Origin of the sequence: Marinifilum sp. JC120, assembly GCA_004923195.1 — a bacterium.
GTDB lineage: Bacteria > Desulfobacterota > Desulfovibrionia > Desulfovibrionales > Desulfovibrionaceae > Maridesulfovibrio.
Map to the genome: position 1 here is coordinate 50,044 of RDSB01000002.1, position 24,928 is coordinate 74,971.

Consider the following 24,928-nt stretch of genomic DNA (forward strand, 5'->3'; position numbering starts at 1 on the left):
CTCGATAAAGGCAGTTGTATTTGACCGGAATGGACAGCACAGAAAAACATGTACCCACTAGGTCATGTGTCATTTGCAGGCAGCGTTTTGCCAAAGAAGAACTGTTCAGGTTCGTTGTGGGCAAGGGGGCTTCCGACAGCGAGCTTATTCCGGATGAAAAAAAGGTAATGCAGGGTCGCGGATACTATATTTGCGACAATGAAAAATGCCTTGAAAGATTAAAATTTTTTCGACCACGGAAGAAGAACTTCAGGGGGTAGCACCATATGGCTTCAAAAATCAAAGTAAAGGAATTAGCCACCGAGCTCGGGGTTAATACCAAAGACATCCTTCAAAAACTCCGCGACCTTGGCGTACAGGCAAAAAGCACTGTAGCCAATATTGACGCGGAACAGGCAGATACCATCCGCAAGGAACTTTCCGGCAAGTCCGGCAAAGTTGAACAGCGCGAGGTTCAGCCCGGTGTAATCGTGCGCCGTCGCAAAGGCGGTCGCGGCAAAGCGAAAGCTGAAGAAGCGGAAACAAAAACAGAGGCTCCCGCAAAAGAAGAAGAAAAAGAAGCTCCGGCAGAGAAAAAGCAGGAAGCTAAAGAGAAAAAGGCTCCAGCGAAGAAAAAACCTGCCAAAAAGGCCCCCGCTAAAAGCGAGAAGCCCATGGTCAAAGTGATCAAGCCTGAAGAAATTGAAAAGAAAGAAGAAGCCCCCGTAGTTGAAGAGCCCAAAGCCTCCGAAGTGGACACTCCCCCCGCCGCAAAGGAAGTTGAAAGCAAAGAGCCAGCTAAAGAAGCTCCGGCTGAAAAAACAGCCAAGGCAGCAAAAGAAAAATCCGCGGAAGCCCCTAAAGCCGAAGCGGAAAAGAAACCTGCTGGTAAAGCTGAAGCAAAAGGCGAACCCAAGAAGAAAAAGCGCAAGAAGAAAAAAGAAATCGAAGCGCCCAAAGTAAAAATTATTTCCAGACCTGATCCCAACCTTCAGGCTGCCCAGCGTGCAGCAGAAGGCCCGGGTGGAGCAAGACGTCGTCCTACCGACGGTGACAGACCCTCCGGTGGTCGTCCCGGCGGCGGTAGACCCGGCGGTGGTCGTCCCGGTGGCGGACGCCCCGGCGGTCCCGGTGGAGGTCGTCCCGGCGGTCCCGGTGGAGGTCGTCCCGGCGGTCCCGGTGGAGGTCGTCCCGGAGGTCCCGGAGGAGGACGTCCCGGCGGTCCCGGTGGCGGAAGACCTGTTCCCGGTGCACCAGCTCCCGGTAATGATCAGAGCAAGAAGAAGAAATTCAAGAAGGACAGACGCGTCGTTGAGTTCGGCAAAGATCGTCGCAAGACTGATCAGGAAAGAGATCTTGAAAGTAAGTTTCGCGGCAAGAAAAGAGGCAAGAAAGGCAGGAACCGTGTTGAACAGGCTCCTGTTGTTCAGAAACCTCTCAAGGCTGCAAAACGTAAAATCAAGTTCAACGAGGCTATCCGCCTCTCCGATATGGCCCACCAGATGGGACTTAAAGCTCAGGAACTCATCAAGACCCTTTTCGGTCTCGGTGTAATGGCGACTATCAACCAGTCCTTGGACCTTGATACCACCACCCTGCTGGCAGCAGAGTTTGAATACGAAGTTGAAAACGTATCCTACTCCGAAGAAGAGCTGCTTGTGCCTACCAGCGAAGTGGATGAAGAGAAGAATCTCAAAGCCCGCCCGCCCATCGTTACCATTATGGGTCACGTTGACCACGGTAAAACATCACTGCTCGACGCCATTCGTCACAGTACTGTTACCGACGGAGAAGCAGGCGGCATCACTCAGCATATCGGTGCGTACCATGTTTCCACTGAACGCGGTGAGATCGTATTCCTCGATACTCCCGGTCACGAAGCGTTTACCACCATGCGTATGCGTGGAGCACAGGTAACTGATATTGTTATCCTCGTTGTTGCAGCTGATGACGGCGTCATGGATCAGACCCGTGAAGCTATCAGTCACTCTAAAGCTGCCGGCGTTCCCATTGTTGTTGCTGTCAACAAAATGGATAAGGAAGGAGCCAACCCCGAAAGAGTTCAGCGTGAGCTGTCCGATTTCGACCTCGTTCCCGAAGACTGGGGCGGCGATACCATGTTCGTTCCGGTTTCCGCCAAAGAGGGTACCGGACTCGATACTCTGCTTGAAATGGTTCAGTTGCAGGCTGAAGTTCTTGAACTCAAGGCCAACCCTGACAAATCAGCACGCGGTAACATTGTTGAAGCAAAACTCGACAAAGGCCGTGGTCCGGTCGGAACCGTCCTCATTCAGGAAGGTACCATCAATCAGGGCGACCCTTTTGTCTGCGGCCTCTACCATGGACGTGTTCGTGCCATGTTTGATGACCGCGGCAAAAAGATCAACAGCGCAGGCCCGGCCTTCCCGGTCGAGATTCAGGGTTTTGACGGTATTCCCGAAGCCGGTGATGAGTTTATCTGCGTAGCAGACGACAAAATCGCCCGCCGCATTGCTCAGGAGCGTAAGCTCAAGCACCGCGAACGCGAACTGGCAGGAAAATCCAAGGTTACCCTTGAATCCTTCCTCGCTTCCAAACCGAACCAGGAAGTACAGACTCTTAACGTTGTCCTCAAGGCTGACGTACAGGGTTCACTTGAAGCGATCAACGAAGCTCTTGCCAAACTGGCTACTGATGAGATCAAGGTTGAAGTCATCCACGGCGGTGCCGGTGCAATCACTGAATCCGACATCCTGCTGGCTTCCGCTTCACAGGCAATCATTATCGGCTTCAACGTAAGACCGACTGTGAAGATCAAGGAAATCGCAGAGCGCGAAGAAGTGGAAATCCGCTTCTACGACATCATCTACAAGCTGGTTGGCGAAATCAAAGACGCCATGGGCGGCATGCTCTCTCCGGATATCAAGGAAGAGTACCTCGGCCAGGCAGAAGTTCGCCAGACCTTCTCTGTACCCAAAGTCGGTGTTATCGCCGGTTGTCTGGTTGCGGATGGCAAGCTGACCAGACATGCTCAGGTTCGTCTGCTGCGTGACGGCGTAGTTATCTACACCGGAACCCTGACCTCGCTGAAACGTTTCAAAGATGACGCTAAAGAAGTTGCCAAAGGCTACGAATGCGGTGTCGGTCTTGAGAAGTTCAACGACATTAAGGAAGGCGACTTTATCGAAGCCTTCCAGGTTGTGGAAGTAGCAAGAACCCTCGAATAAGAATAAAACATCAGGGGCGGAAGCATTGTTTCCGCCCCTGATTTATAAATTTGATATGATAATCGGCGTACTGTCACTGGAATTCAGACTGCACGGAAACAGATCTCTCAAGGGAAAACGTAAAATATCCCTCAGCCTGAAGCAAAAGCTTCGAAACAAATTCAACCTCTCGATTTCTGAAGTTGAAGCAATGGACTCCCACGAAAGGCTCATACTCGCCGCAGTGACTGTAGCCAATGAAACACGCAAGGTTGAATCAACTTTGTCAAAAGCACTGGCAATGATCGAAGCCATGGCCCCGGCTGAATTGATTCATTGCGAAACAGAAATTTTCAGTTCCTGACCACTATGGTCAGGATTACTTTTTTTGAAAGAATTTTAAAATACGCTTTTGTGCTGACGACGGTAAAGCCATGTAAAAAGGTTTTAAGCCGCTGAAGGCAAACAGATTTTAGAGGTAAATAAAATGAAGACTTCGACATCACGCCGTTCCGTTAAAATGGGCGACCAGATCATGCGCGAAATTGCGACAATGCTCATTGAAGAGATTGCCGACCCACGCCTCGAGATGGTTTCCATCAGCGGGGTGCGTATGAATAAAGACAATAATATAGCCGAGGTGATGTTCACCATGGCCGGGGACAAGGATAAAATCACTGCTGCGGTCAAGGCTCTGGATAAAGCCAAGGGTTTCATTCGCAGTAAACTGAGCAAACGTATCCGCGTCCGTCAAATCCCCGAACTCAGGTTCGTGCACGACAACTTCCTTGAGGAGATGGTTTATGGAAGCTCGACTAAAAGAGATATGTCGGATTCTTAAAGAAGAGGACGACTTTCTCGTAGCAGCCCATTTTAATCCGGACGGTGATGCTTTAGGCTCAACCGCCGCCATGGGCTATATCCTCGAAAAGCTCGGTAAGCGTTACCGCCTCTACAACCAGAGCGGCAAGCCCGAAGCCATGAATTGGTTCGAGACTCCCTCCCCTATTCTCACTGAAATCCCCAAAGGATTTGATGGCTGGTATATCATCCTTGATTGCGGTGATGCACCACGCATGGGCGAAACGCTCATGAACGCCATGGATCAGGAAAAATCCATAAACATTGACCATCACATGGGCAATTCCGGGTTCGCTGCCGTAAACTGGGTAGACACCAACCGCCCTGCAGTAGGCGAGATGGTAACTCTTATTGCCCGTGAATTTAATATTTCCCTCTCCGGCAAGCTTGGTGAATCCATCTACCTGTCCATTGCCACTGATACCGGATTCTTTACCTACAACAACACCAAACCTGAGACCCTCGAAATAATCGCAGATATCATTCGCTATGGTCTTGATTTAGGTGATTTTGTACCCAAAATCCGTAACCAGTGGACCATGAAACGCATCAATCTCTGGGCCACAGCACTGGGCAAGGTTGAGATGCATCATGACGGGCAGACCGCCTTGCTCTTCATCCCGCAGGAAATGCTTGATGAATCCGGTTCAGGAGGACCTGATTGTGAAGGTCTGGTCAGCTTTATCCTCCGCATTCAGGGAGTACGCGTTGCCGTGCTCATCCGTGAAGACAGCCCTATGCGCTACAAATTCAGCTTACGCTCACAATCCCGCGACAACGTTCAGGTTGTGGCCTCTCTCTTCGGAGGCGGTGGACACAAGAATGCCAGCGGCGGACTCATTGAAAACAACCCCGATACCGTACGTGAAAGACTCATCTCCGCTATCGGTGATAAAGTTATAAATTAAAAGCTTATTAGATTATGGGAAGAAAACCTAAAAAAAGTCCTTTTCAAAAACACGGTGTTCTGGTTTTACATAAACCATCCGGTCCGACTTCAACCGACTGCCTCAATTCTATTAAGCGTGAGCTGAAGCAATCCAAGATTGGCCATGCAGGAACACTTGATCCTTTAGCCGAAGGCGTACTGCTGGTAATGCTCGGTCAGGCCACAAAACTCGGGCCTTATCTGCTGGGACATGATAAAGTATACACCGGAAGTTTGAGTATCGGAAGAACTACAGATACTTATGACATTCAAGGTGCTGAGACTTCCACCGGAGATATTTCCGAGATCACGGAAAAAATGGTGGAAAACGAAATTTTACACTGGAATGACTTGACTAGTCAGGAAGTTCCTGCCTATTCGGCTGCAAAGCATAAAGGTAAACCGCTCTATGAATTGGCCAGAAAAGGGGAAAAAACCCCGGTCAAAATCAAGAGCATTGAAATATTTGATGCAGAACCGCTGGAAGTGAGTCTGCCACTGGCCCATTTCCGAGTTGGGTGCTCTGCCGGCACCTACATACGCTCCCTGGTCCATAGCTTGGGGTCGCGGCTCGGATGCGGCGCGGTAATGGAATCACTTAGGCGCGAAGAAAGCCGGCCATATCGGCTGAGCGAAGCGCACAACCTCGATGAGGTTCTTGCCGATCCTGAAGGATTCGAGGCACGGATAATTCCGCTTGCGGAAGCCCTGCCTCACTGGCACAGGTTTACCGTTTCGGAAATCATGTCAGGAGCCATCAAGAACGGAACAAGAATCCCTGTTGAGGATGTAGCTGCTGATCAGAAAATTATCGAAGGCGAGAGGGCTATGTTCCTTGATACCAACGGTACAGCTCTGGCTCTTATGGAGACAAAGCAGATCGACGGCAAGCTTCTCTGGGTAATACTTCGCGGCTTGTGGGGTTGATTCCCCGCGGGAATTTCAACTTCCAGCACAAACTAAACATTCGCGTTCAAAACGTGAATTGGAGGATAACGCTATGGTTATGACTGCTGAAGACAAGGCAAAAGTAATTGAAGAATACCAGACCAAACCTGGTGACACCGGTTCCCCTGAAGTACAGGTTGCTATTCTTACCGCAAGAATCAAGTACCTGACCGACCACTTCAAGAGCCACAAAAAGGATTTTCACTCCCGCACCGGCCTGCTGAAAATGGTTGGCCAGCGCAGAAACATCCTCAAGTACCTGAAGTCTAAAGACGTTCAGCGTTACCGCGATCTTATTGCAAGACTTGGTCTGCGCAAATAAGCAGTTTCAGGGGAGGGCTTGCCCTCCCCTTTTTATTATATTCACACATTTGTGTTTTCATCTGACTTTACATCATATAGATGGTAGTTAGATCTGATTAAACGAAGGGATCCGTGCTCTCCTGCAATGGATTTTTAGTTGGCTGAGGAAGGGGTTCATCCCCGATATGAAATCCTCCCTTAGCCGGCTGGAAAATTCGGACAGCATCGGGTTCCATTATTACAACTTATTTTAGAGAGGAATCTAAATGTTAGTACCTTTTGAACCCACTTCCGTAACCGGTCGTGTCGGTAATCTCGACATCACACTGGAAACCGGACGTATGGCGAACCAGACCAACGGAACCGTTCTGATCAAGTCCGGCGGCACCGTTGTTCTCGTTACTGCCGTAGGCATGCCCGCTGACGGCCCGCGCGACTTTTTTCCGCTGACCTGTAACTACCTTGAAAGAACATACGCCGCGGGTCGCATCCCCGGTGGTTACTTCCGCCGCGAAGTAGGCCGTCCTTCCGACCGTGAAACACTGGTTTCCCGTCTCATGGACCGCCCTGTACGCCCCATGTTCCCCAAAGGATACCGCGATGAAGTTCAGGTTATCGCAACCGTTCTTTCCGCTGACACCGACACCAACCCCGATGTTCTGGCAATGACCGGTGCATCCGCAGCACTGCACATCTCCGACCTTCCTTTCAACGGTCCTGTTGCAGCAGCCCGCGTCGGCCTTGTGGACAATGACTTCGTACTCTACCCCACCTACAAGGGTGTTGCTGAACAGAGCGATCTCAACCTCGTCTTCGCCGCAACCCGCGACGCAGTGATCATGGTTGAAGGTAGCTCCCAGTTCCTGTCTGAGAACACCATTGCAGAAGCACTGGAATGGGGTCACGAACAGATGGCTCCTATGTTCGACCTTCAGGACGCACTGCGCGAAAAAGTCGGTCGCCCCAAGATGGAAGTGGCTGCGCCTGTAAAAGACGAAGAAGTCATCACTCTCGTTACTGAAAACTTCGCTGATGAACTCGACAAAGCCCTGACCATTCCTGCTAAGATGGAACGTAGAGACGCCAAGTCTCAGGTTAAAGCTAAAGCCAAGGCACTGGTCGAGGAAAAATTCCCCGAAGAGCCTGCCAGAGTTAAAGCTGTCGGCGATGTAATGGGCGACCTTGAAAAGAAAATCGTGCGTAAGCGCATTGTGGATAACGGCGTACGTATCGATGGTCGCGACCTGACCACTGTCCGTAATCTTTCCATGGAAGTGGGCAGCCTGCCCATGACCCACGGTTCCGCCCTGTTCCGCCGCGGTGAGACTTCTGCTCTCGCTGTCTGCACACTGGGTTCCACCCGTGATGAGCAGCGTTTTGAAACCCTGATCGGTGAAGACACCAAGCGTTTCATGCTCCACTACAACTTCCCTCCGTACTGCGTTGGTGAAGCTAGGTTCCTGCGTGCTCCTTCCCGTCGTGAAATCGGCCACGGAACACTGGCTGAACGCGCTCTTACCCCGGTATTGCCCGCTGCGGAGAAGTTCCCCTTCACCATGCGTGTAGTTTCCGAAGTAATGGACTCTAACGGTTCTTCCTCCATGGCTTCCGTATGCGGCACCACCCTGTCCCTCATGGATGCCGGTGTACCCATCAGCGCGCCTGTTGCAGGTATTGCCATGGGTCTTTGCCAGGAAGGCGATGAATACTACGTTCTCACCGACATCCTCGGCGACGAAGATGCCCTCGGCGATATGGACTTCAAGGTTGCCGGTACTGAAGAAGGTATCACCGCAATCCAGATGGATATCAAAATCAGCGGTATTCCCGCTCAGGTTCTGCGCAACGCACTCGGTCAGGCTAAAGAAGCCCGTCAGATCATCCTTGATGATATGAAGGAAGTCATTGAAGCACCCAGAGCTGAACTTTCCGTTAACGCTCCGCAGATGGAAGTATTGCAGATCAACCCCGAGAAGATCCGTGACCTCATCGGACCCGGCGGTAAAAACATCAAAGCAATCACTGCTGAAACTGCAGCCGATATCGACATTGAAGATTCCGGTAAGGTTTCCATCTTCGCACCTACCCTTGAGTCCCTCAAGAAAACTGTGGAGATGGTTAAGTACTACGACCAGACCGCAGAACTGGGCAAAAACTACGTGGGTACTGTTAAGAAAATCCTCGAAATCGGCGCGATTGTTGAAATCCTGCCCGGTCTCGAAGGTCTCCTGCACATCTCCCAGATCGACGTTGAACGCATCGCTGAAGTTACCGATGTTGTCCAGCTCGGTCAGGAAATCACCGTTAAGGTTGTTGAAGTACAGCCCAACGGACGTATCCGTCTTTCCCGTAAGGCATGGCTCATGGAGCAGGCCGGACAGGAAGTCAATCTTGACTCTTTCAAGATGGGCGGCGGACGCCCCGGTGGTCCCAGAGGCGGACGTGATGGCGGTCGCCGCGACGACAGACGCGGTGGCGGTGGCGGACGTCGCAGATAGACACCGCAGACATAAGCATCTTCAAAGCCGCCGGGTATTTCACCCGGCGGCTTTTTTATTGGATTACGATAAGATATCCCACCTATTGACCAACCCAATAAATATACCTACAAAAGTATTGCAATTCTAATAATCGCATCACCACAGACTGATGAGGACCATGATGAAATCACAGAGAAAAATTTTAAAAAAATTGTTTTTATCTTCACACCTCAAACTATTAACAACAATTTTATTTTGCCTCTTTTGGCTCAATGTCAGTCCCGGAAATGTACAGGCCGAAAACGATATACCGCGAACAACTACTTCTAAAGACGGAAGTACTATATCCTATGAGATATACGGTGAAGGAAAGATCCCCCTCATCTTTGTACATGGTTGGTGTTGTGACAGTAGATACTGGAGAAAACAGGTTCCTTTTTTTTCAAAAAAAGACAGAATCGTTCTTGTTGACCTCGCTGGACATGGGCACTCTTCTGCTGAGCGTTCAAACTATACAATGAAGTCATTCGGCGAAGACGTTGCAGCTGTAATCACTGCTATCAATGCCAATAAAGCAATCTTGATCGGACATTCCATGGGCGGTCCTGTCATAGCTGAAACCGCGAGAATAATGCCAGATAAGGTAATCGCACTGATAGGAATAGATACGTTCGAAAATATCGAATATCCACTTGATGAAAAAGGGAAACGTGAGTTCCTCGCCCCACTTGAAGAAGACTTCCCTTCAGGAAGCAGCAGGATGGTGAACATGATGTTTTCAAATTCTACTTCACAGCGCATTCGGGACTGGGTAGTTGCTGATATGTCATCCGCCCCGCCAAAAGTCGCACTTAGTGCCAACCACGCGTATTTCGATCGATATATAACAGGAGAGGCTGCTACTATTTTTGACGAGGTTCGCCAGCCAGTTTATTGCGTAAGTGGCGAACTGTGGCCCATTAATTATGAAGCTAACCGCAGGCACATGAGTTCCTTTGAAGCAATAACACTGAAGGGAGCTGCTCACTTTCTTATGCTCGCCCGCCCAGACGAATTCAACAAAGCGTTGGATGAAACAATAAAAACAATTCTCAAAAATAACAAATTAAATTAATACAATACAAGAGATACAAATCTCTCTAATCTAATATAATCAGACCATCTTCAAAGCCGCCGGGTATTTCCCCGGTGGCTTTTTTTGTGCCTTGTCAACACAGCTTATAATTGAACTCCTCTCTTGACGCGCCTGCAACATAGCGATAATGGTTTTCATCCCCACTATCAAATCAATAGGATTTCATATGAATAAATCATCCAGACAATTGGTTTCACCATCCGGTAAGGGCAAAGAAACCATGTACGTGTTGCTTACGGCCATACTGGTTACTGTGAGCTGCGCGACTCTCATATTGGTGAACCAAAAGCAGTCTGAGATAGCAAATCTGGCAGATTTCCAGATCAGGGCCTTCAGCGATCTGAATGAAAAAGAACTGGCGGTATTCAACGGTCTTTACACCGCTGCGGTGGAAATCAATGCAATTCATAGCGAGGAAGAAGAGTGGTTGACTGTGCCTCAACTGGAAGAGGAATTGATGCCCCCCTTCACCAAGGACACCTCGTGGAAAAACAATGGACGCTTCAACTGGACCCGTTCACTGCGCCCGTCAGGTTCCATGGACATTGCCCTCTACACCGGACATCCGAAGCAAGGAGAGGAGACGGGTTCCTTCATCCTACTCTTCCTTCACAACCATACCCAAAAACAAGGCAACGCACGCACAGAGCCGAGCCACGCCCCCTATGAAATCTGGTACCACACCTCAGCAGGCAAACCTGCTCCGCAAATCGCAACCGATCAGGGTTTCATCTCAGCCGGCTGGAAAGAAGTCATCGCCTACAGCGGAGAAGATGAAGTCAAAAGGATAAAAGGATAAACCATGTCTCGCCTAAAAATTTTCGTACTAACCACCCTGTTGCTCCTCTCATTTTCAGCACAGGCCCATGCCCGGACTCAAAGCCAAATGCTGGTCATCGGCACCACTCTCCATCCCTATTACAGCTTTGTGACCAACATCGTTAAAGACCGGGCAATTGTGCAACCACTCATCGGCGAAGGATTCAACCCGCACAACTATCGCCCGCAACCCGAAGACATTAAGCGGGTCATGAATCTTGACGTACTGGTATTCAACGGCATCGGCCATGATGAATTCGCCATGGAAATCCTTGGTGCAGCCCAGATGAAAGGCAAAATTCCACTCATCTTCGCCAACAAGGATGTTTCACTCATCCCGGTGGCCGGCAACATGGATGATCTTAAAATCGTCAACCCGCATACTTTTATATCCGTGACCACCTCCATCCAGCAGATTTACACCATTGCCGCTGCGCTGGCTGATATCGACCCGGAGAATGCTAAATTCTACAAAAAAAACGGGCGCAAATACGTACGCAAGCTGCGTAAGCTCAAAGCCAAATATATGAAGCGCATCGCCGACCTGCCAGATATGGATTTCCGCTGCGCCACTATCCACGGCGGCTACGACTATCTGTTGCAGGATTTCGGTCTTCAGGTCACAGCAGTTATCGAACCAAACCACGGCCTGAAGCCCACCGCCAACCAGCTTGCCAAGACAATCAAAAAAATCAAAGCCCTCAACGTGGATGTAATTTTCACGGAAATGCATTTCCCGGACAAATACGTGGAAACCATCCACGACGAAACCGGCATACGCATACGCCACCTTTCCCATCTTACAGGTGGTTCATATTCTCCTGAAGACTTTGAAAAGGGAATCGAAGCTAATATGAAAGCCCTGACTGATGCCCTCATCGAGGCTAACCAAATCAAAGAAGAAAATAGATGAACACCATGGTTGATACAAAATACGGACCTTCAATCAGCTTTGAGAACGTCAGTCTGACTCTGGGCAACACCCGGATTCTTAAAGATCTGAGCTTTGAAATATATTCCGGGGCCCTGCATTGCATCATCGGTCCCAACGGCGGCGGCAAAACATCCCTGCTCCGTTCGCTGCTGGGCCAGATGCCTCATTCGGGGAATATCAATATAGATTGGCAGGAAAACCGCACAATCGGCTACGTGCCCCAGACCCTTAACTACGATACCACCCTGCCCGTTACCGTGGAAAATTTCATGTCCATGACCTGTCAGAACAGGCCCGCCTTCATGAATCCATCCGCAAAGGACCGCAAACTTATCGGAGCAGCCCTTGAACGGGTCAATATGGCCGGGAAAGCAAAACGCATTTTCGGACAGCTTTCCGGCGGGGAAAGGCAACGCGTGCTGCTGGCACAGGCCCTGCTCCCGGAACCTTCCCTGCTGATCCTTGATGAACCCACCACCGGACTGGATAAGGCCGGAGCAGCCATCATGCGTGGACTCCTGAAAGAGCTGAAGACGAAAGGCGTAACCATCATAATCATCCATCACGATCTCATGGAAGTTAAGGAGATCGGTGATTGCGTGACCTGCATCAACCGCGAAGTCCTTTTCTCAGGATGCCCCACAGAAGAGCTCACCCCGGACCGCATTCTGAACATATTCAGCTCAGCAAGGCAGGCAGCATAATGGAATTTATCTACGACCTCATCAGAACCCCGCTCATGGAGATGGGCAGAAGCGGTGTCCTGCCCGATTATTTCCAATATGCTTTTGTTATTAATGCCTTGATCTGCTCTCTGCTGGCCGGGCCCATCCTCGGTAGCATCGGAACCATGGTGGTCGCCAAGCGTCTGGCTTTTTTCTCACAGGCCGTGGGACAGGCAGCCCTGACCGGGGTGGCTCTGGGGATAGTACTAGGCGAGCCTTACACCGCGCCCTATGTATCCCTGTTCGGCTTCTGCATCCTTTTCGGACTGCTCATGAATTACACTCGCAACCGGACCCGTATGTCCTCGGATACGGTCATAGGGGTGTTTCTGTCCATATCCCTTGCCGTAGGTGCCTGCGTGCTGCTCTACGTGACCGGAAAGGTCAACATGCACGTACTCGACAACATCCTTTTCGGCTCCATCCTGACCGTGAACAATACCGACATAAACGTACTGGCGATAATTTGCGCCCTATGCGTTGCTATCTGCCTGCCCATGTTCAATAAAATCCTGTTGGCCAGCTTCAACCCCAGTCTTGCCCATGTGCGCGGCATCAACGTCAAGCTGGTGGATTACATGTTCATCCTCATCATAACGGTCATAACCGTGGCAGCACTGAAAATAGTTGGTGCTGTGCTGGTGGAGGCACTGTTCATTATCCCGGCTGCGGCAGCGCGGAACATCAGCAAGTCCATGCGCGGATTTTTCTTTTACAGCATGATCTTTGCAACCCTCAGTTGCCTGCTGGGTGTGCTGATTCCCATGCAGTACGAGATTCCAGTTCCATCCGGCGGGGCGATTATCATCGTGGCTGCGGTATTTTTTGCTTTTACTTCGTTGGTGCGCACTGTGCTTCCCTCATTTCGGGAAGCTGCGATTTAGAATAAGGATACATTATGAGAAAAATACTTACTTTAATTATGCTGCTCAGCCTCATGGGATGCGCCAAGCAATCGACCAACCATCCTCAAACTTCAGGCATGCAAATACTGACTTCGCTTGAAGCCACTAAGCTGCTTAGCCAGACGTTGATCGAGGGAACTGGAATTAAAATAATTCAGACTGTACCTGCGACTTACTCCATGAATTCCCAAGCCAGATACCTTAAGAAGCACGCCAAAAAATTCAACGAGCAAGCCGTAAATGCCGCAGCCTGCGTGACTATCCGCTCTATCTGGCAGGATGATGATCTGTATCCCTACGCCAGAAGGGGCAATGTACGCATCGTCGAAATCGATGCTTCCGCCCCGGTGGATAAAACACAGGCCGGGGTCAAGCTGATAAAAGAGAGGGAAAGCGGACATGTTTCCCCCTTCATTTGGAGATCCCCCGGCAACCTGACCAAAATGGCGGACTTCGTAGCCAAAGACCTCATGGCCCTTTATCCGGATCAGGCCGTAAAAATCGACAGCAACCTGAAATCCCTGAAACAGGATCTTTTCAAGCTACGCACAAATTACGAAATACGATTCAGTGAACTTGAATCAGTTGAAGCCATCAGTATAACCGGGAATTTCGATTACCTGATCTCTGAATTCGGAATTGAAATAGTGGAGAATTTCCTGAAACAGCAGATTGATTGGGATGAATCGGATATTGCGATCTTGGAAGAATCCATCCGCAAAAACGAAATTAAATCAGTGCTCTGCAATCGCATGCCGCAAGGCAAAATATATGAAGCGATCGTCAGTAACGGAGCAAAGCCAGTTGTCCTACGCACGCTGATTGCATCGAGATCAACGGGTCAGTCTGCTAAAGAGCAGCTGTTGGGATTATATTCGGAAAATCTTGATAAAATTTATGATGGGTTGAAATAAAAAAACGGGGATGCGCTAGACATCCCCGTTTAATTTTTAACCTCTTTCGTCAAAGACACGCTTGGTCTTGGCGAAACTTCTGGGTAGCAACCCGGGCTTGAGAATTTCCACATTAGCCCGCACGAGGATGAATTTCCTAATCTCATCGCAGATAGCCTTGGCGAGATTGGCATCATTTGCCTCGGATACACCGGGCATGCGCTCTACTCGCACAGACATATGATCCAGACCTTCCCTGCGCTCAAGGAAAATCTGATACTCGGAGCTTGCTTCCGGGAATGACTCCAGCACCGACGCAATCTGACCGGGATAAATATTAACCCCGCGAAAAATGAACATATCGTCACTTCTGCCGGAAATAGTATCGTGACGAGGCATGGCACAACCGCAGGAACATTCACCGGGAATGATCCGGGTAAGGTCGCGAGTGCGGTAACGGACCAGTGGCGAGGCCTCCTTGTTCAGCGTGGTTACGACAAGCTCACCCACTTCACCGTCAGGTACGGGTTTTAGAGTCACCGGATCAATAATCTCGGCAATGTACTCATCTCCCCAGTAATGAATACCTTCGTGGGCGTTACATTCTATCCCCGCACCGGGACCGTAAAGTTCAGTCATACCGGAAATATCATGGCTTGATTCAAGTCCGAGGGATTCCTCGAACTGCTTGCGCATCTTGCTGGAGCAGGCTTCACCGCCGAAAATACAACGTTTGAGCTTAAGCCGTTCCACTATACCCGCTTTCTGTGCTTCCTCGCCGAGCAACAAAGCCATTGATGCGGTGGAACAAAGACAGGTAGCACCGAGATCTTCCAAAATCTGGAGCTGAATCTCAAGCATTCCCGGCCCCACAGGCAGAGTCATGGCCCCGAAATGCTCTGAACCGAGCTGGAATCCAGCCCCGGCAGTCCATAAACCGTAGCCCACGCAGACCTGCACCCGGTCAAGAGTGGTCAATCCGGCAAGCTCGTAACAGCGGGCAAACATGTTTTTCCATGTCTCAATATCCTTGCGGGTGTAGGAAAGAATTTTGCGTTTCCCAGTGGTTCCGCTGGAGCCGTGAATACGCACAACATCCTCTTCAGGCACGGAAAGCAGCGGCAAAGGATAGCCTTCTTTGAGATGGTCGGCAGTAGTGAAGGGAAGCTTCTGCAAATCATCAAGGGATTTGATGTCGCCCGGTGCAACTCCCTGCTCTTTGTACTGCGCCTGATAAAAAGGGCTGTTTGCGTCAGTATGCGCTACGGTCCATTTCAATCCTTCCAGCTGCTTATCAGCCAGTTCCTGAGTACTGAGTTCCGGTATGAATCTATATTTGCCGCCCATTTTATGTCTCCGTAGAAAGCTTGTTCAATTATCTTAAGTGTCGTATCCACTTTTTTACTAATAAGTCAGACGCAATTGTTTTGCAGGGACACCCTAAATCTTCAAGTTATCCAAGGTCAACATGCATCTAATTTCCATAAATATTTTTCAGATCGCGGCAGCAGCCTTAATCGGAGCAATTCTGGGCAGCTTTTACGGCTGCGCAGTATTTCGCTACATCAACGGTCAGACATTGACCAATCCACGCCGCTCCACCTGTCCAGAATGCGGCCATACCATCCGCTGGTACGAAAATATTCCCCTGTTCAGCTACCTGCTGCTGCGCGGCAAATGCTCCGCCTGCAAACAAAATATCAGCCCCATCTACTCTGTGATCGAATTAGTTTCCGTTGCATGGGCAGTGCTGCTTATGCTGACCTTCGGACCTTCCACAGAATGGCTGGTCTACATGTTTTTCGGAGGGTTGATGATTGTGGCTTCGTTCATCGACCTGCAAACCTTCATTCTGCCGGATATTATCACCATCCCCGGTTCGCTTGCAGCTATTCCCTGCGCAGCCATGTTCACCCAGGTGGGCTGGGAGGGCGCACTGCTCGGCGCAGGCATCGGCGGAGGATTGTTCTGGTCTCTACGGCTGCTCTACCGGGGACTGAAGGGGACTGAAGGCCTTGGACTAGGTGATGTTAAGATCATGTTCATGATCGGAGCATTGGCCGGACCGCAGAACCTGCCGCTGGTGATCACGGTTTCAGCATTCACCGGACTTGTAGCCGGGGTGATCATGATGGTGGTTGATAAAGATCAGGAATACGGTTCAATGATCCCCTTTGGACCATTCCTCGCGCTGGGTTCCATGCTGACAATTCTTTACGCTGAACCGTTCTGGAACTGGTACTTAATATAAAAAAAGGGGAGATCGCATGATCTCCCCTTTATCCCGTAAAAACGGAAATTTAATTACACACCGAAGGGACCGAACTTCTTAACGTATTCCTGAAGTTCTTCCCAGAGATGCTCTGAAAAGTTATCATATTTTTCAGCTGCACTGTCGTAGCTTTCCAGCTTTTTAACAACATTTGCTGCTTTGTCGTAAACTGTTTTGAACTCAGCTTCGTCCATGCCAGCCATTTTCATGGCTTCTTCTTTAGAAAGGTGACCGGTATGGGCAAAAACCCCGGACAGAACGCCCATCATATTTTTTACGTTCTTTTGAGCCATCTAATACTCCTTAATAAAATGAAATTCTAAAAAAACTACCTCACAACCATATTTGGCATTAACACTATTTAATCCATCATTGCAAGCAGTTCCCCTTATAACGGCTAAATTCGCAAATAAATCTCAGCAGACTTTCGTGATCTCCACAAACATTGCTTTTTCATTCTTGCAAACGTATTGTTCCGCTTTAAACCACCATTATGAGAACTAAAAATGACCGTTAAAAATAATAGTATCTGGATCAACGCAGGCGAAGCTTCCGGCGATATGCACGGAGCACGGCTGGCAAAAGAACTCATGGAGCGCGACCCCGGCCTGAAAGTAATGGGTATGGGCGGGTCGGCCATGGGAAATGCGGGCTGCGACATCCGCTACCCCATGCAGCTTATTTCACTGGTGGGACTGACCGAAGTCCTGCCCAAACTGCCCCGGCTGCTGAAACTTTTCGGCCAGATTGAGGATATTCTCAAAGCAGAACGCCCCAAAGCAATCATCCTCATCGATTGCCCGGACTTCAATTTCAGGCTGGTCAAAATTGCCCGCAAACTGGATATTCCAATATACTACTACATCACCCCGCAAATCTGGGCATGGCGGCAGGGACGCGCAAAATTCCTGCAAAAGCATGTCCGTAAAATCCTGTGCATCCTGCCTTTTGAACAGCAATTCTTCAAAGAACGCGGGGTTGATGCCCAGTACGTGGGTCACCCCCTGCTGGACCTCATGCCCCTAGATGAACTGGATGCCATCACCCCGGACCCGAATCTGGTGGGCATCCTGCCGGGTAGCCGGAGCAAGGAAATTTCATCTCTGTTACCGGAATTCGCCATAGCAGCAGAAAGGCTTGCCAAAGATTTCCCGGAACTAAAGTTTTCCATTGCCCGCGCGCCGGGAGTAAAAGAAGAAAAGTTGCGCCACTTCTGGCCGGAACACATTCCGGTGACCATCAATCAGCCGGAAAACAGATACAGACTAATGCGCAATTCCAATGTAATAATGGCTGCATCAGGAACCGCCACACTGGAATGCGCCCTCATCGGAACCCCCACATTGGTGGCCTATAAGATGTCCGCTCTGAGTGGTTTTCTGGCCAAGAAAATAGTCAACATAAAATACGTCAGCCTTGCCAACATCATCCCGGACAAGCTGATCCTTCCAGAGTACTTGCTGGAAAACGCCACTGCGGATAACTTCTACAAACAAATCCGCCAGTGGGTGGGTTTTCCTGAGTCAGCGGAAAAAGTAAGGTCTGAATTAAAAGAATTGCGTGAAATGATAGGAGAACCGGGAGTGGCTGCACGGACAGCAGAAACGATTTTGCAGGATTTAAAAAACTTGTAGAACCACAACCTGAAAGAGAGTCACCGGATAATCACTATGAAAAAACTTTTCCTGATATTCATTTTGCTGGCAAACCTCATCCTTTGCGGATGCGTAGCCCAGAAAGTTCCCGGCAAGCATGGTTTTTATTCGACCAAATCACCAGCTTTGACCATAGAGTTCAATGGTCTGGAATATCAGGGTGAGTACAAAGAGAACAAGAGCAAAGCCAGCGTCCATACCTATTTTTATTCTGACCGGGACGGCGGGAACGGAGCATGGGTTGAGATCATCAACATGCGACAGGGCTGGACTGTACGCCCCAAGCAAGTGCCGGGCGAGAAATTGCCCAATACAGGCATTTATACGCGGAAAATAGCAAATGAAAGCTACTACTGCCGCACCTTTCTCGTCCCGCCCGATTCAGGAAAAAGCGGTCTGGCCTCCCTGCCCGGATACACGGCAGTGCGTATATGTACCAAACTGATATCCCCTGCACAAAAAATTTCCATCGGCTATGCCGGAAAAGTTGATCCAGCCCTGACTAAAAAACTATTCAGTTCATCAAATTACGGTGGACTGACTCAGGCGCAGAAAGATTTTTTCGCCGCTTTTGACAAGAGAGCAGAGACCGTACTTATCATGAATAAGTATCAGCAAGGCGATGTGGAAGAGAAGATAGAGAATGCCGTGATTCTTGAAGACCCTTGGTATACATTCACGGATTTTCTGCCTTTGAATCGACAGATTGATAAGATAGTGCGCTGAATGGTTTAGAATCGTCTCACTTTCTTATCTAAAAATAATTTCATTCAGCACTAGAAAGTACCAACTACAAATCGCAAGAAAAACACTGGAATGCACAAAAAAAACCCCGGAGCCGATCCCCGGGGTTTTTCTGACTTTGGACTCGCTGTGAAGCAGCCAACGTGACTGCTTCACAATTCACAAACTAATTAACTTATAAAACTATACGCAGCCGGTAGGCTTAGGCAGACCAGCCATTTTACAAGCTCCCTTACCGGGACCGGAGGGGAACAGCTCATAAATGTGCTTAAGTTTGAATCCGGTAACCTTGGAAAGGATACGGACCATAGGTGCGATACCGTTCTTCTTGTAGTAGTCCTGCAAGAAGTCGATAACTTTCTGGTGCTCTTCGTTCAGTTCTTTGATGCCTTCGCCTTCTTTACAGAAGTCAACCCACTCGGGGCACCAGTCTTCAAACTTGAGCAGAAAACCATCTTCATCTACGTCAAAGTTTTTTCCCATGAATTCAACGATTGCCATGTAAAACCTCCTAAAAAAAATTAATCGTAAAAGCGCACCTGGCACTTTAACAACAGGATATAGTGACTTTCCCGAAATCCAATTCCGAGGAAAATTTCTCACTCACCCAACGTGCCAATTAAAACCTTGGCAAGAAAATTTCAAGAAAAATATTGTGCTAGTTTGCATATTTCACACAAAAATGTCCAAACCGGGAGCGGCAAACCACTCCATTAGGCACAATTTCCTGTTCAAAATTAATTCCTTCTTAAGCAAAAAGCGGAAAATCTTTACACTTCTTTTTCTGGCTTAATGGCAAAAAGCGGAATTTATATCCCTCAACAAAAGACTATCACATTAAAATAACTGTATATTTTTTCATAGGAACAGTTCCTGCTGAATAGTTCTCCATAAAATCAGGAGGAAATAAAATGGAAATCAGTTTTGTTAACAAATCAGCAAATACGCCTCTCAGAAATGAACATTCCGCTCAGGTCGCCCCGGCTACCGTTACCCGCGAGCAAAAACTTGACTCCGTTTCCGGAAACATAAGAGCCGGTCTCAAATCAGCCGAAGAAGATCCAACCCAGCTGCTGGAACAGACCGTAGAGGCCAGCGCACAGGAAGGTGCTATTGACGGAGCACACGATTTTAACATGGCACGAATCATGGAACTTCTTTCCGATCCGTTGCTTCAGGAAGATATTCCGGAATAAAAAGTCATTCCTCAAAACGATTTTCATTGAACATAGCGGTTCAATTTTTTGAAAAGGCAAAGCCCCGAATTTACTGTATTCGGGGCTTTGCCTTTTTGTACGCAAAATGGTAATGAAAGGAAGTTTCAGCCCATAACTGGTTACGACAATTTTCTATGAATAAAATCAACTTGATAAAATCTCCGGACAAACCTACCCCCGGATACCCGCCAATGGAGTCCGCCCTGACTCCTCCGCCACCTGTGGTAATAGACCCGTCGTGGACAGTTCCATCCGCACAGCAATGCATCGCATGGTGGGATGATTACGAGATGCTGGAAAATATCAAATCCCACAGCATGCTTGTGGCCAAAGTAGCGGTTGAAGCCTCGACCATGGCTTTGAAATCAGGTGTTGATGTTGATATCCCCACTATACAAGCCTCTGCCCTACTGCACGACATTGCCAAGAGCTACTGTATTTATCACGGGGGCAACCACAGCCAGATCGGAGCCGCATGGACCATGCAGCTAACCGGAAACCCGGCAATATCCATGGGCGTGCTCCACCACGTATTCTGGCCTTTTGAGCCGGAAGCTGACAAATATTTCCTTCCGCTGGTCATAAGTTACGCTGATAAACGCGTAATGCACGACACATTCACTACGCTTGAAAAACGATTCAATGATTTGAAGGTCCGCTACGGCAAGACTGAAAAAATCAAACAAAGAATTCACAAAACTTACGAGCAGGCACTTCATCTTGAAGAACGGCTCGGTAAACTTATCGGAGTTGATCTGAATGCATGTTCTCTTGATTGCGGGCGGCTGGTCTGAGGAAAGGGAAGTATCCCTAAGCGGAGCAAAAGGCATTGAACAAGCTCTTCTCGAACTTGGGCACGATGTTGAATTCCTTGATCCTGCAAAAGATTTTAAGAATATTCTCACGCTTGCTGAACATGCGGATTTTGCCTTCATCAACCTCCACGGTTCACCGGGCGAAGACGGCCTGATTCAGGCCATGCTCAATCAGGTCAACTGCCCCTATCAGGGCGCAGAGCCGGAAAGCTCTTTCCTGACCCTCAACAAGGCTGCGACCAAAACTGTTTTTGATCAGCATTCCATCCTTACCCCACGTTGGGAACTGGTCTGTCCGGCAGAAGACTGCAAGGGACTTGAAGAGCTTAAGCCTCCGGTTTTTATCAAGCCCAATTCCGGCGGTTCCAGCCTAGGCATGACCTTTGCCCGGACCACCGAAGAACTGGAAAAAGGGATTGATACCGTATTCGAACTTGGCGACAGCGCCCTTGTGGAAGAATACACCAAAGGAATCGAAGTTACCTGCGGCATTCTCGACGGAGAACCATTGCCGCTGATCCTGATCAATCCCCCGGATAACGCTGAATTCTTTGATTATCACAGCAAATACGCCCTAGACGGGGCGGAAGAAATATGCCCCGCCCCCATCGACCCGGTTCTGACTGAACAGATTCAGCAGATAACCGTAAAGGCCCACAAGTTGCTGGGTCTCACCGATTACAGCAGGGCTGATTTTATCATTTCTGAAGGAGTACCCTACCTGCTGGAAGTAAATACACTCCCCGGCATGACTCCTACAAGTCTGGTCCCGCAAGCCGCACAGGAAGCCGGCTATTCTTTCAATGAGCTGATTGCCAAGCTTATCGAACTGGGACAGCGCAAGCGGAAGTAACTTTTTCAAACGGAAACGTCAGGATCAACACATGTCAGTATCTCTCAAACTCAAAGCTGCATCATTTCTTTACGGCCTCGGCTGGAAAGCCGCTCTCCCTTTTCTCAAGAAAAATGAACGATTAAGGGAAGGATTTGACCGCAGAACCCTCAAGCACAGCCTGCCGCCGCGCGCGGATGTCTGGATTCAGGCCGCCTCCGCCGGTGAAGCTAAAATAGCCACCCGGATCATGGAGAATATTTCCATGAGCAGCCCCACAAAATTCCTGCTGACCACCAACACCGAGCAGGGAATGTCCGAACTTGAACGGACTGCTTACAGGTTGAATCCCAATCCGCGCAATGTTTCCGCATCCGCAACTTATTTCCCATTTGACAGCCCGAAGATCGCCCGCAAGGCCCTTGAAGCTGTCTGCCCGAAGCTGGTAGTGCTCATTGAGACTGAAATCTGGCCCGGATTTCTTTCCGCCTGCAAAGAACTCGGCGTAAAAGTGATCATTATCAATGCCCGTATGACCACCAAGAGCCTTGCCGGATATATGGCCCTGCCTGAATTTTTCCGCTCCGTGGCCCCTGAAGAAATCCTCGCCATCTCCGAAGACGATGCCACCCGTTTCAAGACCCTTTTTGAAATTGAAAAAGTTTCGACCATGCCCAATGTCAAGTTTGACAGCACCGGGACAGCTGCGCCAGTACCCTACACCGCCAACCCGCTCTCCTCCATCTTCCGCCCCAAGACCCCGTTCATTATCCTCGGGTCAGTACGTAAAGAAGAGGAATCGCAGGTACTCAAGCTGGTTCAGGGACTGAAAAAAGAACGACCCAAAACCGTAATCGGCCTTTTCCCGCGCCACATGCATCGCATTGAGGCATGGAAAAAGATGCTCGAAGACGCGGGTCTGCCTTGGGTGTTGCGCTCTGAAATTGAATCCACCGCTCCCTTCGGACATGTGGTACTATGGGATGTGTTCGGTGAAATGCAGTCCGCATTCTCACTCGCCCGTGCAGCTTTCATCGGAGGTTCACTGGCCCCGGTGGGCGGACAGAATTTCCTTGAGCCGCTTTCATACGGCGTCACTCCGGTAATCGGGCCTTACTGGTCCAATTTCACATGGGTCGGCGGAGAAATTTTCGAAAAGAAGCTGGCCCGTCAGGAACAGGACTGGGAAGGTGTGCTGAAAGGTCTTCTCGACATCAGCAAAAAAGCCTTCAAGCCTGAAAAAGTTAAAAAAGATTTTGAAAAATATCTCGCAGATATGCGCGGCGGAACCGAAGCTTCCTGCGAGACTATTAAGAGAAACCTATAAATTCGATGCGCTTCGCGCTTTTGTTAGGTGACTTCAACTCCGGCGGCTTAAGGAGCTAAGCCCCTTAAGAATCCTTATTAGTTAAGAGAGCTAATTATTAAATGAGTATAGTTTACGGATGTTACGGAATCATACCGGCCCGTTATGATTCGAGCCGCTTTCCCGGCAAGCCGCTGGCAGATATCTGCGGTAAGCCCATGTTCTGGCATGTTTGGAACCGGGCTTCCAAATGCCCGGAAATGGATAAGGTGGTTCTGGCCACGGACAGTGAAATCATCATGGAAGCAGCGGAAAAACATGGTGTCCCGGCAGTGATGACCGCAGCGGACCACACCAGCGGCACCGACCGAGTTCTGGAAGCGGCCCGCAAGCTGGATCTTCCTGCGGATTCCGTGGTGGTCAATATTCAGGGCGACGAACCCTGCCTTGAACCGGCAATGATCTCCGAGCTGGTTTCCCCCTTTGCCAAAGACGGGGTCAGAGTGACAACGCTGGCCTCTCCCATCAGCGCAAAAGAAGCGCAAAGTCCCGACCGGGTAAAAGTAGCGCTTGCAAAAGATGGTCGGGCGTTATACTTTTCCCGCTCACCCATTCCATTTTCCCATCAGGGTGACGGGGATTACCTTCTACATATCGGCCTTTACGGTTTCCGCATGGAAGCCCTTGAAACCTTTGCCGGCACGGATGTTTCGCCTCTTGAAAAAAGAGAGCGGCTGGAACAGCTCCGACTGCTGGAAAACGGAATACCCATCCATGTCACCATCACTGAACACTCCTGCCACGGAGTGGACCGTCCCAAAGACTTGGATACAGCCATTAAGATTCTTGAGAGGGAGAAAATATGAAAGCCATACTGGCACTTGAAGACGGCACCTGGTTCGAAGGAACTTCCTTTACCGGCCCCGGCGAATCCGGCGGTGAAGCTATCTTCAATACCGGCATGACCGGATATCAGGAAGTCCTAACCGACCCCTCCTACACCGGACAGATGGTCTGCATGACCTACCCACTTATCGGCAACTACGGCATCACCGAAAAAGATATCGAATCATCAAAAATCCACGTTGCCGCATTTATCGTCAAGGAATGCTGTAAGCATCCTTCCAACTGGCAGTCGATTATGTCTCTGCCCGAATACCTAAAAAAAGCCGGAGTCATGGGAATCGAAGGCATCGATACCCGTGCTCTTACCCGCCACCTGCGCATCAACGGTGCCATGCGCGGCATTATTTCAACCAAGGAACTGGACCCGGTAAAGCTGGCGGCAAAAGCAAAACAGCTGCCCACCATGGAAGGCCAGAACCTCGCTGATACCGTAACATCTGAAACCTGCTACACATGGCAGGACAACAAACCCGTTCCGGTTGATGTTTCCTCCGGCTACAAATGGAGCGATAAAGGCCCCCGTCTTGTGCTCGTTGACTACGGTGTAAAATGGAACATCCTGCGTCTGTTGGATGAACAGGGTTTTGAAGTCCTCTCCGTTCCTTCCCACTACAGCGAAGAACAGGTCAGAGCCCTTGCCCCTGATGCTATTTTCCTTTCCAACGGCCCCGGTGATCCTGCTGTCCTTGATCAGGCAGTAAAGAACGCCAAGTCCTATTGCGAAGATCTGCCCGTGGCTGGAATCTGCCTCGGACACCAGATTCTGGGACAGGCTCTCGGTGGTAAAGCATTTAAGCTGAAGTTCGGTCATCACGGCTGCAACCACCCGGTTATGGATATGGAAAGTAAAAAAATTGAAATTTCTTCACAAAACCATGGGTTTTGCGTTGACATTTCCGACTGTTCCGATCTTAAGATTACCCACAAGAATCTGAATGACGAAACGCTTGAAGGCTTTGCTCACAAAACCAAGCCGGTCATCGCCATCCAGTTTCACCCGGAAGCAGCTCCCGGTCCGCATGACAGCTGCTACTTCTTCGCCAGATTCCGTAATTTGGTAAAAGAAGCTACCGGAAAATAAACTGC

The 24,928-nt window shown here is 49.5% G+C and carries 26 protein-coding genes; 23 read left to right on the forward strand and 3 right to left on the reverse strand.

What is annotated here, in order from left to right; translation table 11 throughout:
• The first annotated feature begins 29 nt into the window (after positions 1–29).
• The 14 genes from D0S45_02870 to D0S45_02935 all read left to right on the forward strand — a co-directional run bounded on the left by D0S45_02870 (position 30) and on the right by D0S45_02935 (position 14,116).
• On the forward strand, positions 30–260 hold the full coding sequence (locus D0S45_02870; protein ID TIH19137.1) for a DUF448 domain-containing protein: 231 nt from the start codon (positions 30–32) through the stop codon (positions 258–260).
• A 6-nt stretch (positions 261–266) separates the two neighbouring features.
• Positions 267–3,185 carry a translation initiation factor IF-2 gene (locus D0S45_02875; protein ID TIH19138.1) on the forward strand — a complete coding sequence of 973 codons (2,919 nt, stop codon included), beginning with the start codon at positions 267–269 and terminating at the stop codon, positions 3,183–3,185.
• Positions 3,186–3,240: 55 nt separating this feature from the next.
• The gene (locus D0S45_02880; protein TIH19369.1) at positions 3,241–3,528 is read left to right on the forward strand and encodes a DUF503 domain-containing protein; all 288 of its coding nucleotides are present in this window, start codon (positions 3,241–3,243) and stop codon (positions 3,526–3,528) included.
• Positions 3,529–3,651: 123 nt separating this feature from the next.
• Complete coding sequence (gene rbfA / locus D0S45_02885; protein ID TIH19139.1) at positions 3,652–4,005, forward strand: 30S ribosome-binding factor RbfA; 354 nt, start codon at positions 3,652–3,654, stop codon at positions 4,003–4,005.
• Positions 3,968–4,933 carry a bifunctional oligoribonuclease/PAP phosphatase NrnA gene (locus D0S45_02890; protein ID TIH19140.1) on the forward strand — a complete coding sequence of 322 codons (966 nt, stop codon included), beginning with the start codon at positions 3,968–3,970 and terminating at the stop codon, positions 4,931–4,933. The genes rbfA and D0S45_02890 overlap by 38 nt, the downstream gene beginning before the upstream one ends.
• A gap of 14 nt (positions 4,934–4,947) precedes the next feature.
• A complete protein-coding gene (truB, locus tag D0S45_02895) occupies positions 4,948–5,880 on the forward strand; it encodes a tRNA pseudouridine(55) synthase TruB (GenBank protein TIH19141.1) in 933 nt (310 codons plus the stop codon).
• A gap of 73 nt (positions 5,881–5,953) precedes the next feature.
• Complete coding sequence (locus D0S45_02900; GenBank protein TIH19142.1) at positions 5,954–6,223, forward strand: 30S ribosomal protein S15; 270 nt, start codon at positions 5,954–5,956, stop codon at positions 6,221–6,223.
• Between the two features lie 247 nt (positions 6,224–6,470).
• Positions 6,471–8,702 (forward strand): polyribonucleotide nucleotidyltransferase, encoded by a 2,232-nt coding sequence (gene pnp, locus D0S45_02905; GenBank protein ID TIH19143.1) that lies wholly within the window; start codon positions 6,471–6,473, stop codon positions 8,700–8,702.
• Between the two features lie 160 nt (positions 8,703–8,862).
• The gene (locus tag D0S45_02910) at positions 8,863–9,798 is read left to right on the forward strand and encodes an alpha/beta hydrolase (protein ID TIH19144.1); all 936 of its coding nucleotides are present in this window, start codon (positions 8,863–8,865) and stop codon (positions 9,796–9,798) included.
• A gap of 187 nt (positions 9,799–9,985) precedes the next feature.
• Positions 9,986–10,618 carry a hypothetical protein gene (locus D0S45_02915; protein ID TIH19145.1) on the forward strand — a complete coding sequence of 211 codons (633 nt, stop codon included), beginning with the start codon at positions 9,986–9,988 and terminating at the stop codon, positions 10,616–10,618.
• 3 nt (positions 10,619–10,621) lie between these two features.
• Positions 10,622–11,551: an ABC transporter substrate-binding protein gene (locus D0S45_02920; protein ID TIH19146.1), complete on the forward strand. Its 930-nt coding sequence runs from the start codon at positions 10,622–10,624 to the stop codon at positions 11,549–11,551.
• Positions 11,548–12,276 (forward strand): metal ABC transporter ATP-binding protein, encoded by a 729-nt coding sequence (locus tag D0S45_02925; GenBank protein ID TIH19147.1) that lies wholly within the window; start codon positions 11,548–11,550, stop codon positions 12,274–12,276. Before D0S45_02920 ends, D0S45_02925 begins: the two co-directional genes overlap by 4 nt.
• Positions 12,276–13,181, forward strand: coding sequence for a metal ABC transporter permease (locus tag D0S45_02930; GenBank protein TIH19148.1), 906 nt, complete (start codon positions 12,276–12,278; stop codon positions 13,179–13,181). The genes D0S45_02925 and D0S45_02930 overlap by 1 nt, the downstream gene beginning before the upstream one ends.
• Before the next feature lie 14 nt (positions 13,182–13,195).
• On the forward strand, positions 13,196–14,116 hold the full coding sequence (locus D0S45_02935; protein TIH19149.1) for a zinc ABC transporter substrate-binding protein: 921 nt from the start codon (positions 13,196–13,198) through the stop codon (positions 14,114–14,116).
• A 36-nt stretch (positions 14,117–14,152) separates the two neighbouring features.
• Here D0S45_02935 and D0S45_02940 read toward each other — a convergent pair whose 3' ends face one another.
• The gene (locus tag D0S45_02940) at positions 14,153–15,442 is read right to left on the reverse strand and encodes a phenylacetate--CoA ligase family protein (protein ID TIH19150.1); all 1,290 of its coding nucleotides are present in this window, start codon (positions 15,440–15,442) and stop codon (positions 14,153–14,155) included.
• 121 nt (positions 15,443–15,563) lie between these two features.
• Between D0S45_02940 and D0S45_02945 the strand changes: the two genes are divergently transcribed.
• Positions 15,564–16,346, forward strand: coding sequence for a prepilin peptidase (locus D0S45_02945; protein TIH19151.1), 783 nt, complete (start codon positions 15,564–15,566; stop codon positions 16,344–16,346).
• A gap of 53 nt (positions 16,347–16,399) precedes the next feature.
• On the opposite strand, the gene D0S45_02950 is transcribed toward D0S45_02945, so the two are convergent.
• Positions 16,400–16,660, reverse strand: coding sequence for a hypothetical protein (locus tag D0S45_02950; protein ID TIH19152.1), 261 nt, complete (start codon positions 16,658–16,660; stop codon positions 16,400–16,402).
• A 213-nt stretch (positions 16,661–16,873) separates the two neighbouring features.
• On the opposite strand from D0S45_02950, the gene D0S45_02955 reads away from it, so the two are divergent.
• Both D0S45_02955 and D0S45_02960 read left to right on the forward strand, forming a co-directional pair.
• A complete protein-coding gene (locus D0S45_02955) occupies positions 16,874–18,001 on the forward strand; it encodes a lipid-A-disaccharide synthase (GenBank protein TIH19153.1) in 1,128 nt (375 codons plus the stop codon).
• A 36-nt stretch (positions 18,002–18,037) separates the two neighbouring features.
• On the forward strand, positions 18,038–18,748 hold the full coding sequence (locus tag D0S45_02960) for a hypothetical protein (GenBank protein ID TIH19154.1): 711 nt from the start codon (positions 18,038–18,040) through the stop codon (positions 18,746–18,748).
• Positions 18,749–18,949: 201 nt separating this feature from the next.
• Here D0S45_02960 and tusE read toward each other — a convergent pair whose 3' ends face one another.
• A complete protein-coding gene (gene tusE / locus D0S45_02965; GenBank protein ID TIH19155.1) occupies positions 18,950–19,267 on the reverse strand; it encodes a TusE/DsrC/DsvC family sulfur relay protein in 318 nt (105 codons plus the stop codon).
• Between the two features lie 410 nt (positions 19,268–19,677).
• Here tusE and D0S45_02970 point away from each other — a divergent pair, with 410 nt between their 5' ends.
• The 6 genes from D0S45_02970 to D0S45_02995 all read left to right on the forward strand — a co-directional run bounded on the left by D0S45_02970 (position 19,678) and on the right by D0S45_02995 (position 24,923).
• Positions 19,678–19,962 carry a hypothetical protein gene (locus tag D0S45_02970; GenBank protein TIH19156.1) on the forward strand — a complete coding sequence of 95 codons (285 nt, stop codon included), beginning with the start codon at positions 19,678–19,680 and terminating at the stop codon, positions 19,960–19,962.
• Positions 19,963–20,117: 155 nt separating this feature from the next.
• Positions 20,118–20,777 (forward strand): phosphohydrolase, encoded by a 660-nt coding sequence (locus tag D0S45_02975; protein TIH19157.1) that lies wholly within the window; start codon positions 20,118–20,120, stop codon positions 20,775–20,777.
• Positions 20,743–21,651 (forward strand): D-alanine--D-alanine ligase, encoded by a 909-nt coding sequence (locus D0S45_02980; GenBank protein TIH19158.1) that lies wholly within the window; start codon positions 20,743–20,745, stop codon positions 21,649–21,651. The genes D0S45_02975 and D0S45_02980 overlap by 35 nt, the downstream gene beginning before the upstream one ends.
• A gap of 31 nt (positions 21,652–21,682) precedes the next feature.
• On the forward strand, positions 21,683–22,957 hold the full coding sequence (locus D0S45_02985) for a 3-deoxy-D-manno-octulosonic acid transferase (protein ID TIH19159.1): 1,275 nt from the start codon (positions 21,683–21,685) through the stop codon (positions 22,955–22,957).
• Between the two features lie 101 nt (positions 22,958–23,058).
• On the forward strand, positions 23,059–23,802 hold the full coding sequence (gene kdsB / locus D0S45_02990; protein ID TIH19160.1) for a 3-deoxy-manno-octulosonate cytidylyltransferase: 744 nt from the start codon (positions 23,059–23,061) through the stop codon (positions 23,800–23,802).
• Positions 23,799–24,923: a carbamoyl-phosphate synthase small subunit gene (locus tag D0S45_02995; protein ID TIH19161.1), complete on the forward strand. Its 1,125-nt coding sequence runs from the start codon at positions 23,799–23,801 to the stop codon at positions 24,921–24,923. The genes kdsB and D0S45_02995 overlap by 4 nt, the downstream gene beginning before the upstream one ends.
• The last annotated feature ends 5 nt before the right edge of the window (positions 24,924–24,928 follow it).

Bases quoted from the DNA above. Each gene is read 5' to 3' on its own strand.
- D0S45_02870 (TIH19137.1), top strand. From the start codon at position 30: ATGGACAGCACAGAAAAACATGTACCCACTAGGTCATGTGTCATTTGC.
- D0S45_02875 (TIH19138.1), top strand. From the start codon at position 267: ATGGCTTCAAAAATCAAAGTAAAGGAATTAGCCACCGAGCTCGGGGTT.
- D0S45_02880 (TIH19369.1), top strand. From the start codon at position 3,241: ATGATAATCGGCGTACTGTCACTGGAATTCAGACTGCACGGAAACAGA.
- rbfA (TIH19139.1), top strand. From the start codon at position 3,652: ATGAAGACTTCGACATCACGCCGTTCCGTTAAAATGGGCGACCAGATC.
- D0S45_02890 (TIH19140.1), top strand. From the start codon at position 3,968: ATGGAAGCTCGACTAAAAGAGATATGTCGGATTCTTAAAGAAGAGGAC.
- truB (TIH19141.1), top strand. From the start codon at position 4,948: ATGGGAAGAAAACCTAAAAAAAGTCCTTTTCAAAAACACGGTGTTCTG.
- D0S45_02900 (TIH19142.1), top strand. From the start codon at position 5,954: ATGGTTATGACTGCTGAAGACAAGGCAAAAGTAATTGAAGAATACCAG.
- pnp (TIH19143.1), top strand. From the start codon at position 6,471: ATGTTAGTACCTTTTGAACCCACTTCCGTAACCGGTCGTGTCGGTAAT.
- D0S45_02910 (TIH19144.1), top strand. From the start codon at position 8,863: ATGATGAAATCACAGAGAAAAATTTTAAAAAAATTGTTTTTATCTTCA.
- D0S45_02915 (TIH19145.1), top strand. From the start codon at position 9,986: ATGAATAAATCATCCAGACAATTGGTTTCACCATCCGGTAAGGGCAAA.
- D0S45_02920 (TIH19146.1), top strand. From the start codon at position 10,622: ATGTCTCGCCTAAAAATTTTCGTACTAACCACCCTGTTGCTCCTCTCA.
- D0S45_02925 (TIH19147.1), top strand. From the start codon at position 11,548: ATGAACACCATGGTTGATACAAAATACGGACCTTCAATCAGCTTTGAG.
- D0S45_02930 (TIH19148.1), top strand. From the start codon at position 12,276: ATGGAATTTATCTACGACCTCATCAGAACCCCGCTCATGGAGATGGGC.
- D0S45_02935 (TIH19149.1), top strand. From the start codon at position 13,196: ATGAGAAAAATACTTACTTTAATTATGCTGCTCAGCCTCATGGGATGC.
- D0S45_02940 (TIH19150.1), bottom strand. From the start codon at position 15,442: ATGGGCGGCAAATATAGATTCATACCGGAACTCAGTACTCAGGAACTG.
- D0S45_02945 (TIH19151.1), top strand. From the start codon at position 15,564: ATGCATCTAATTTCCATAAATATTTTTCAGATCGCGGCAGCAGCCTTA.
- D0S45_02950 (TIH19152.1), bottom strand. From the start codon at position 16,660: ATGGCTCAAAAGAACGTAAAAAATATGATGGGCGTTCTGTCCGGGGTT.
- D0S45_02955 (TIH19153.1), top strand. From the start codon at position 16,874: ATGACCGTTAAAAATAATAGTATCTGGATCAACGCAGGCGAAGCTTCC.
- D0S45_02960 (TIH19154.1), top strand. From the start codon at position 18,038: ATGAAAAAACTTTTCCTGATATTCATTTTGCTGGCAAACCTCATCCTT.
- tusE (TIH19155.1), bottom strand. From the start codon at position 19,267: ATGGCAATCGTTGAATTCATGGGAAAAAACTTTGACGTAGATGAAGAT.
- D0S45_02970 (TIH19156.1), top strand. From the start codon at position 19,678: ATGGAAATCAGTTTTGTTAACAAATCAGCAAATACGCCTCTCAGAAAT.
- D0S45_02975 (TIH19157.1), top strand. From the start codon at position 20,118: ATGAATAAAATCAACTTGATAAAATCTCCGGACAAACCTACCCCCGGA.
- D0S45_02980 (TIH19158.1), top strand. From the start codon at position 20,743: ATGCATGTTCTCTTGATTGCGGGCGGCTGGTCTGAGGAAAGGGAAGTA.
- D0S45_02985 (TIH19159.1), top strand. From the start codon at position 21,683: ATGTCAGTATCTCTCAAACTCAAAGCTGCATCATTTCTTTACGGCCTC.
- kdsB (TIH19160.1), top strand. From the start codon at position 23,059: ATGAGTATAGTTTACGGATGTTACGGAATCATACCGGCCCGTTATGAT.
- D0S45_02995 (TIH19161.1), top strand. From the start codon at position 23,799: ATGAAAGCCATACTGGCACTTGAAGACGGCACCTGGTTCGAAGGAACT.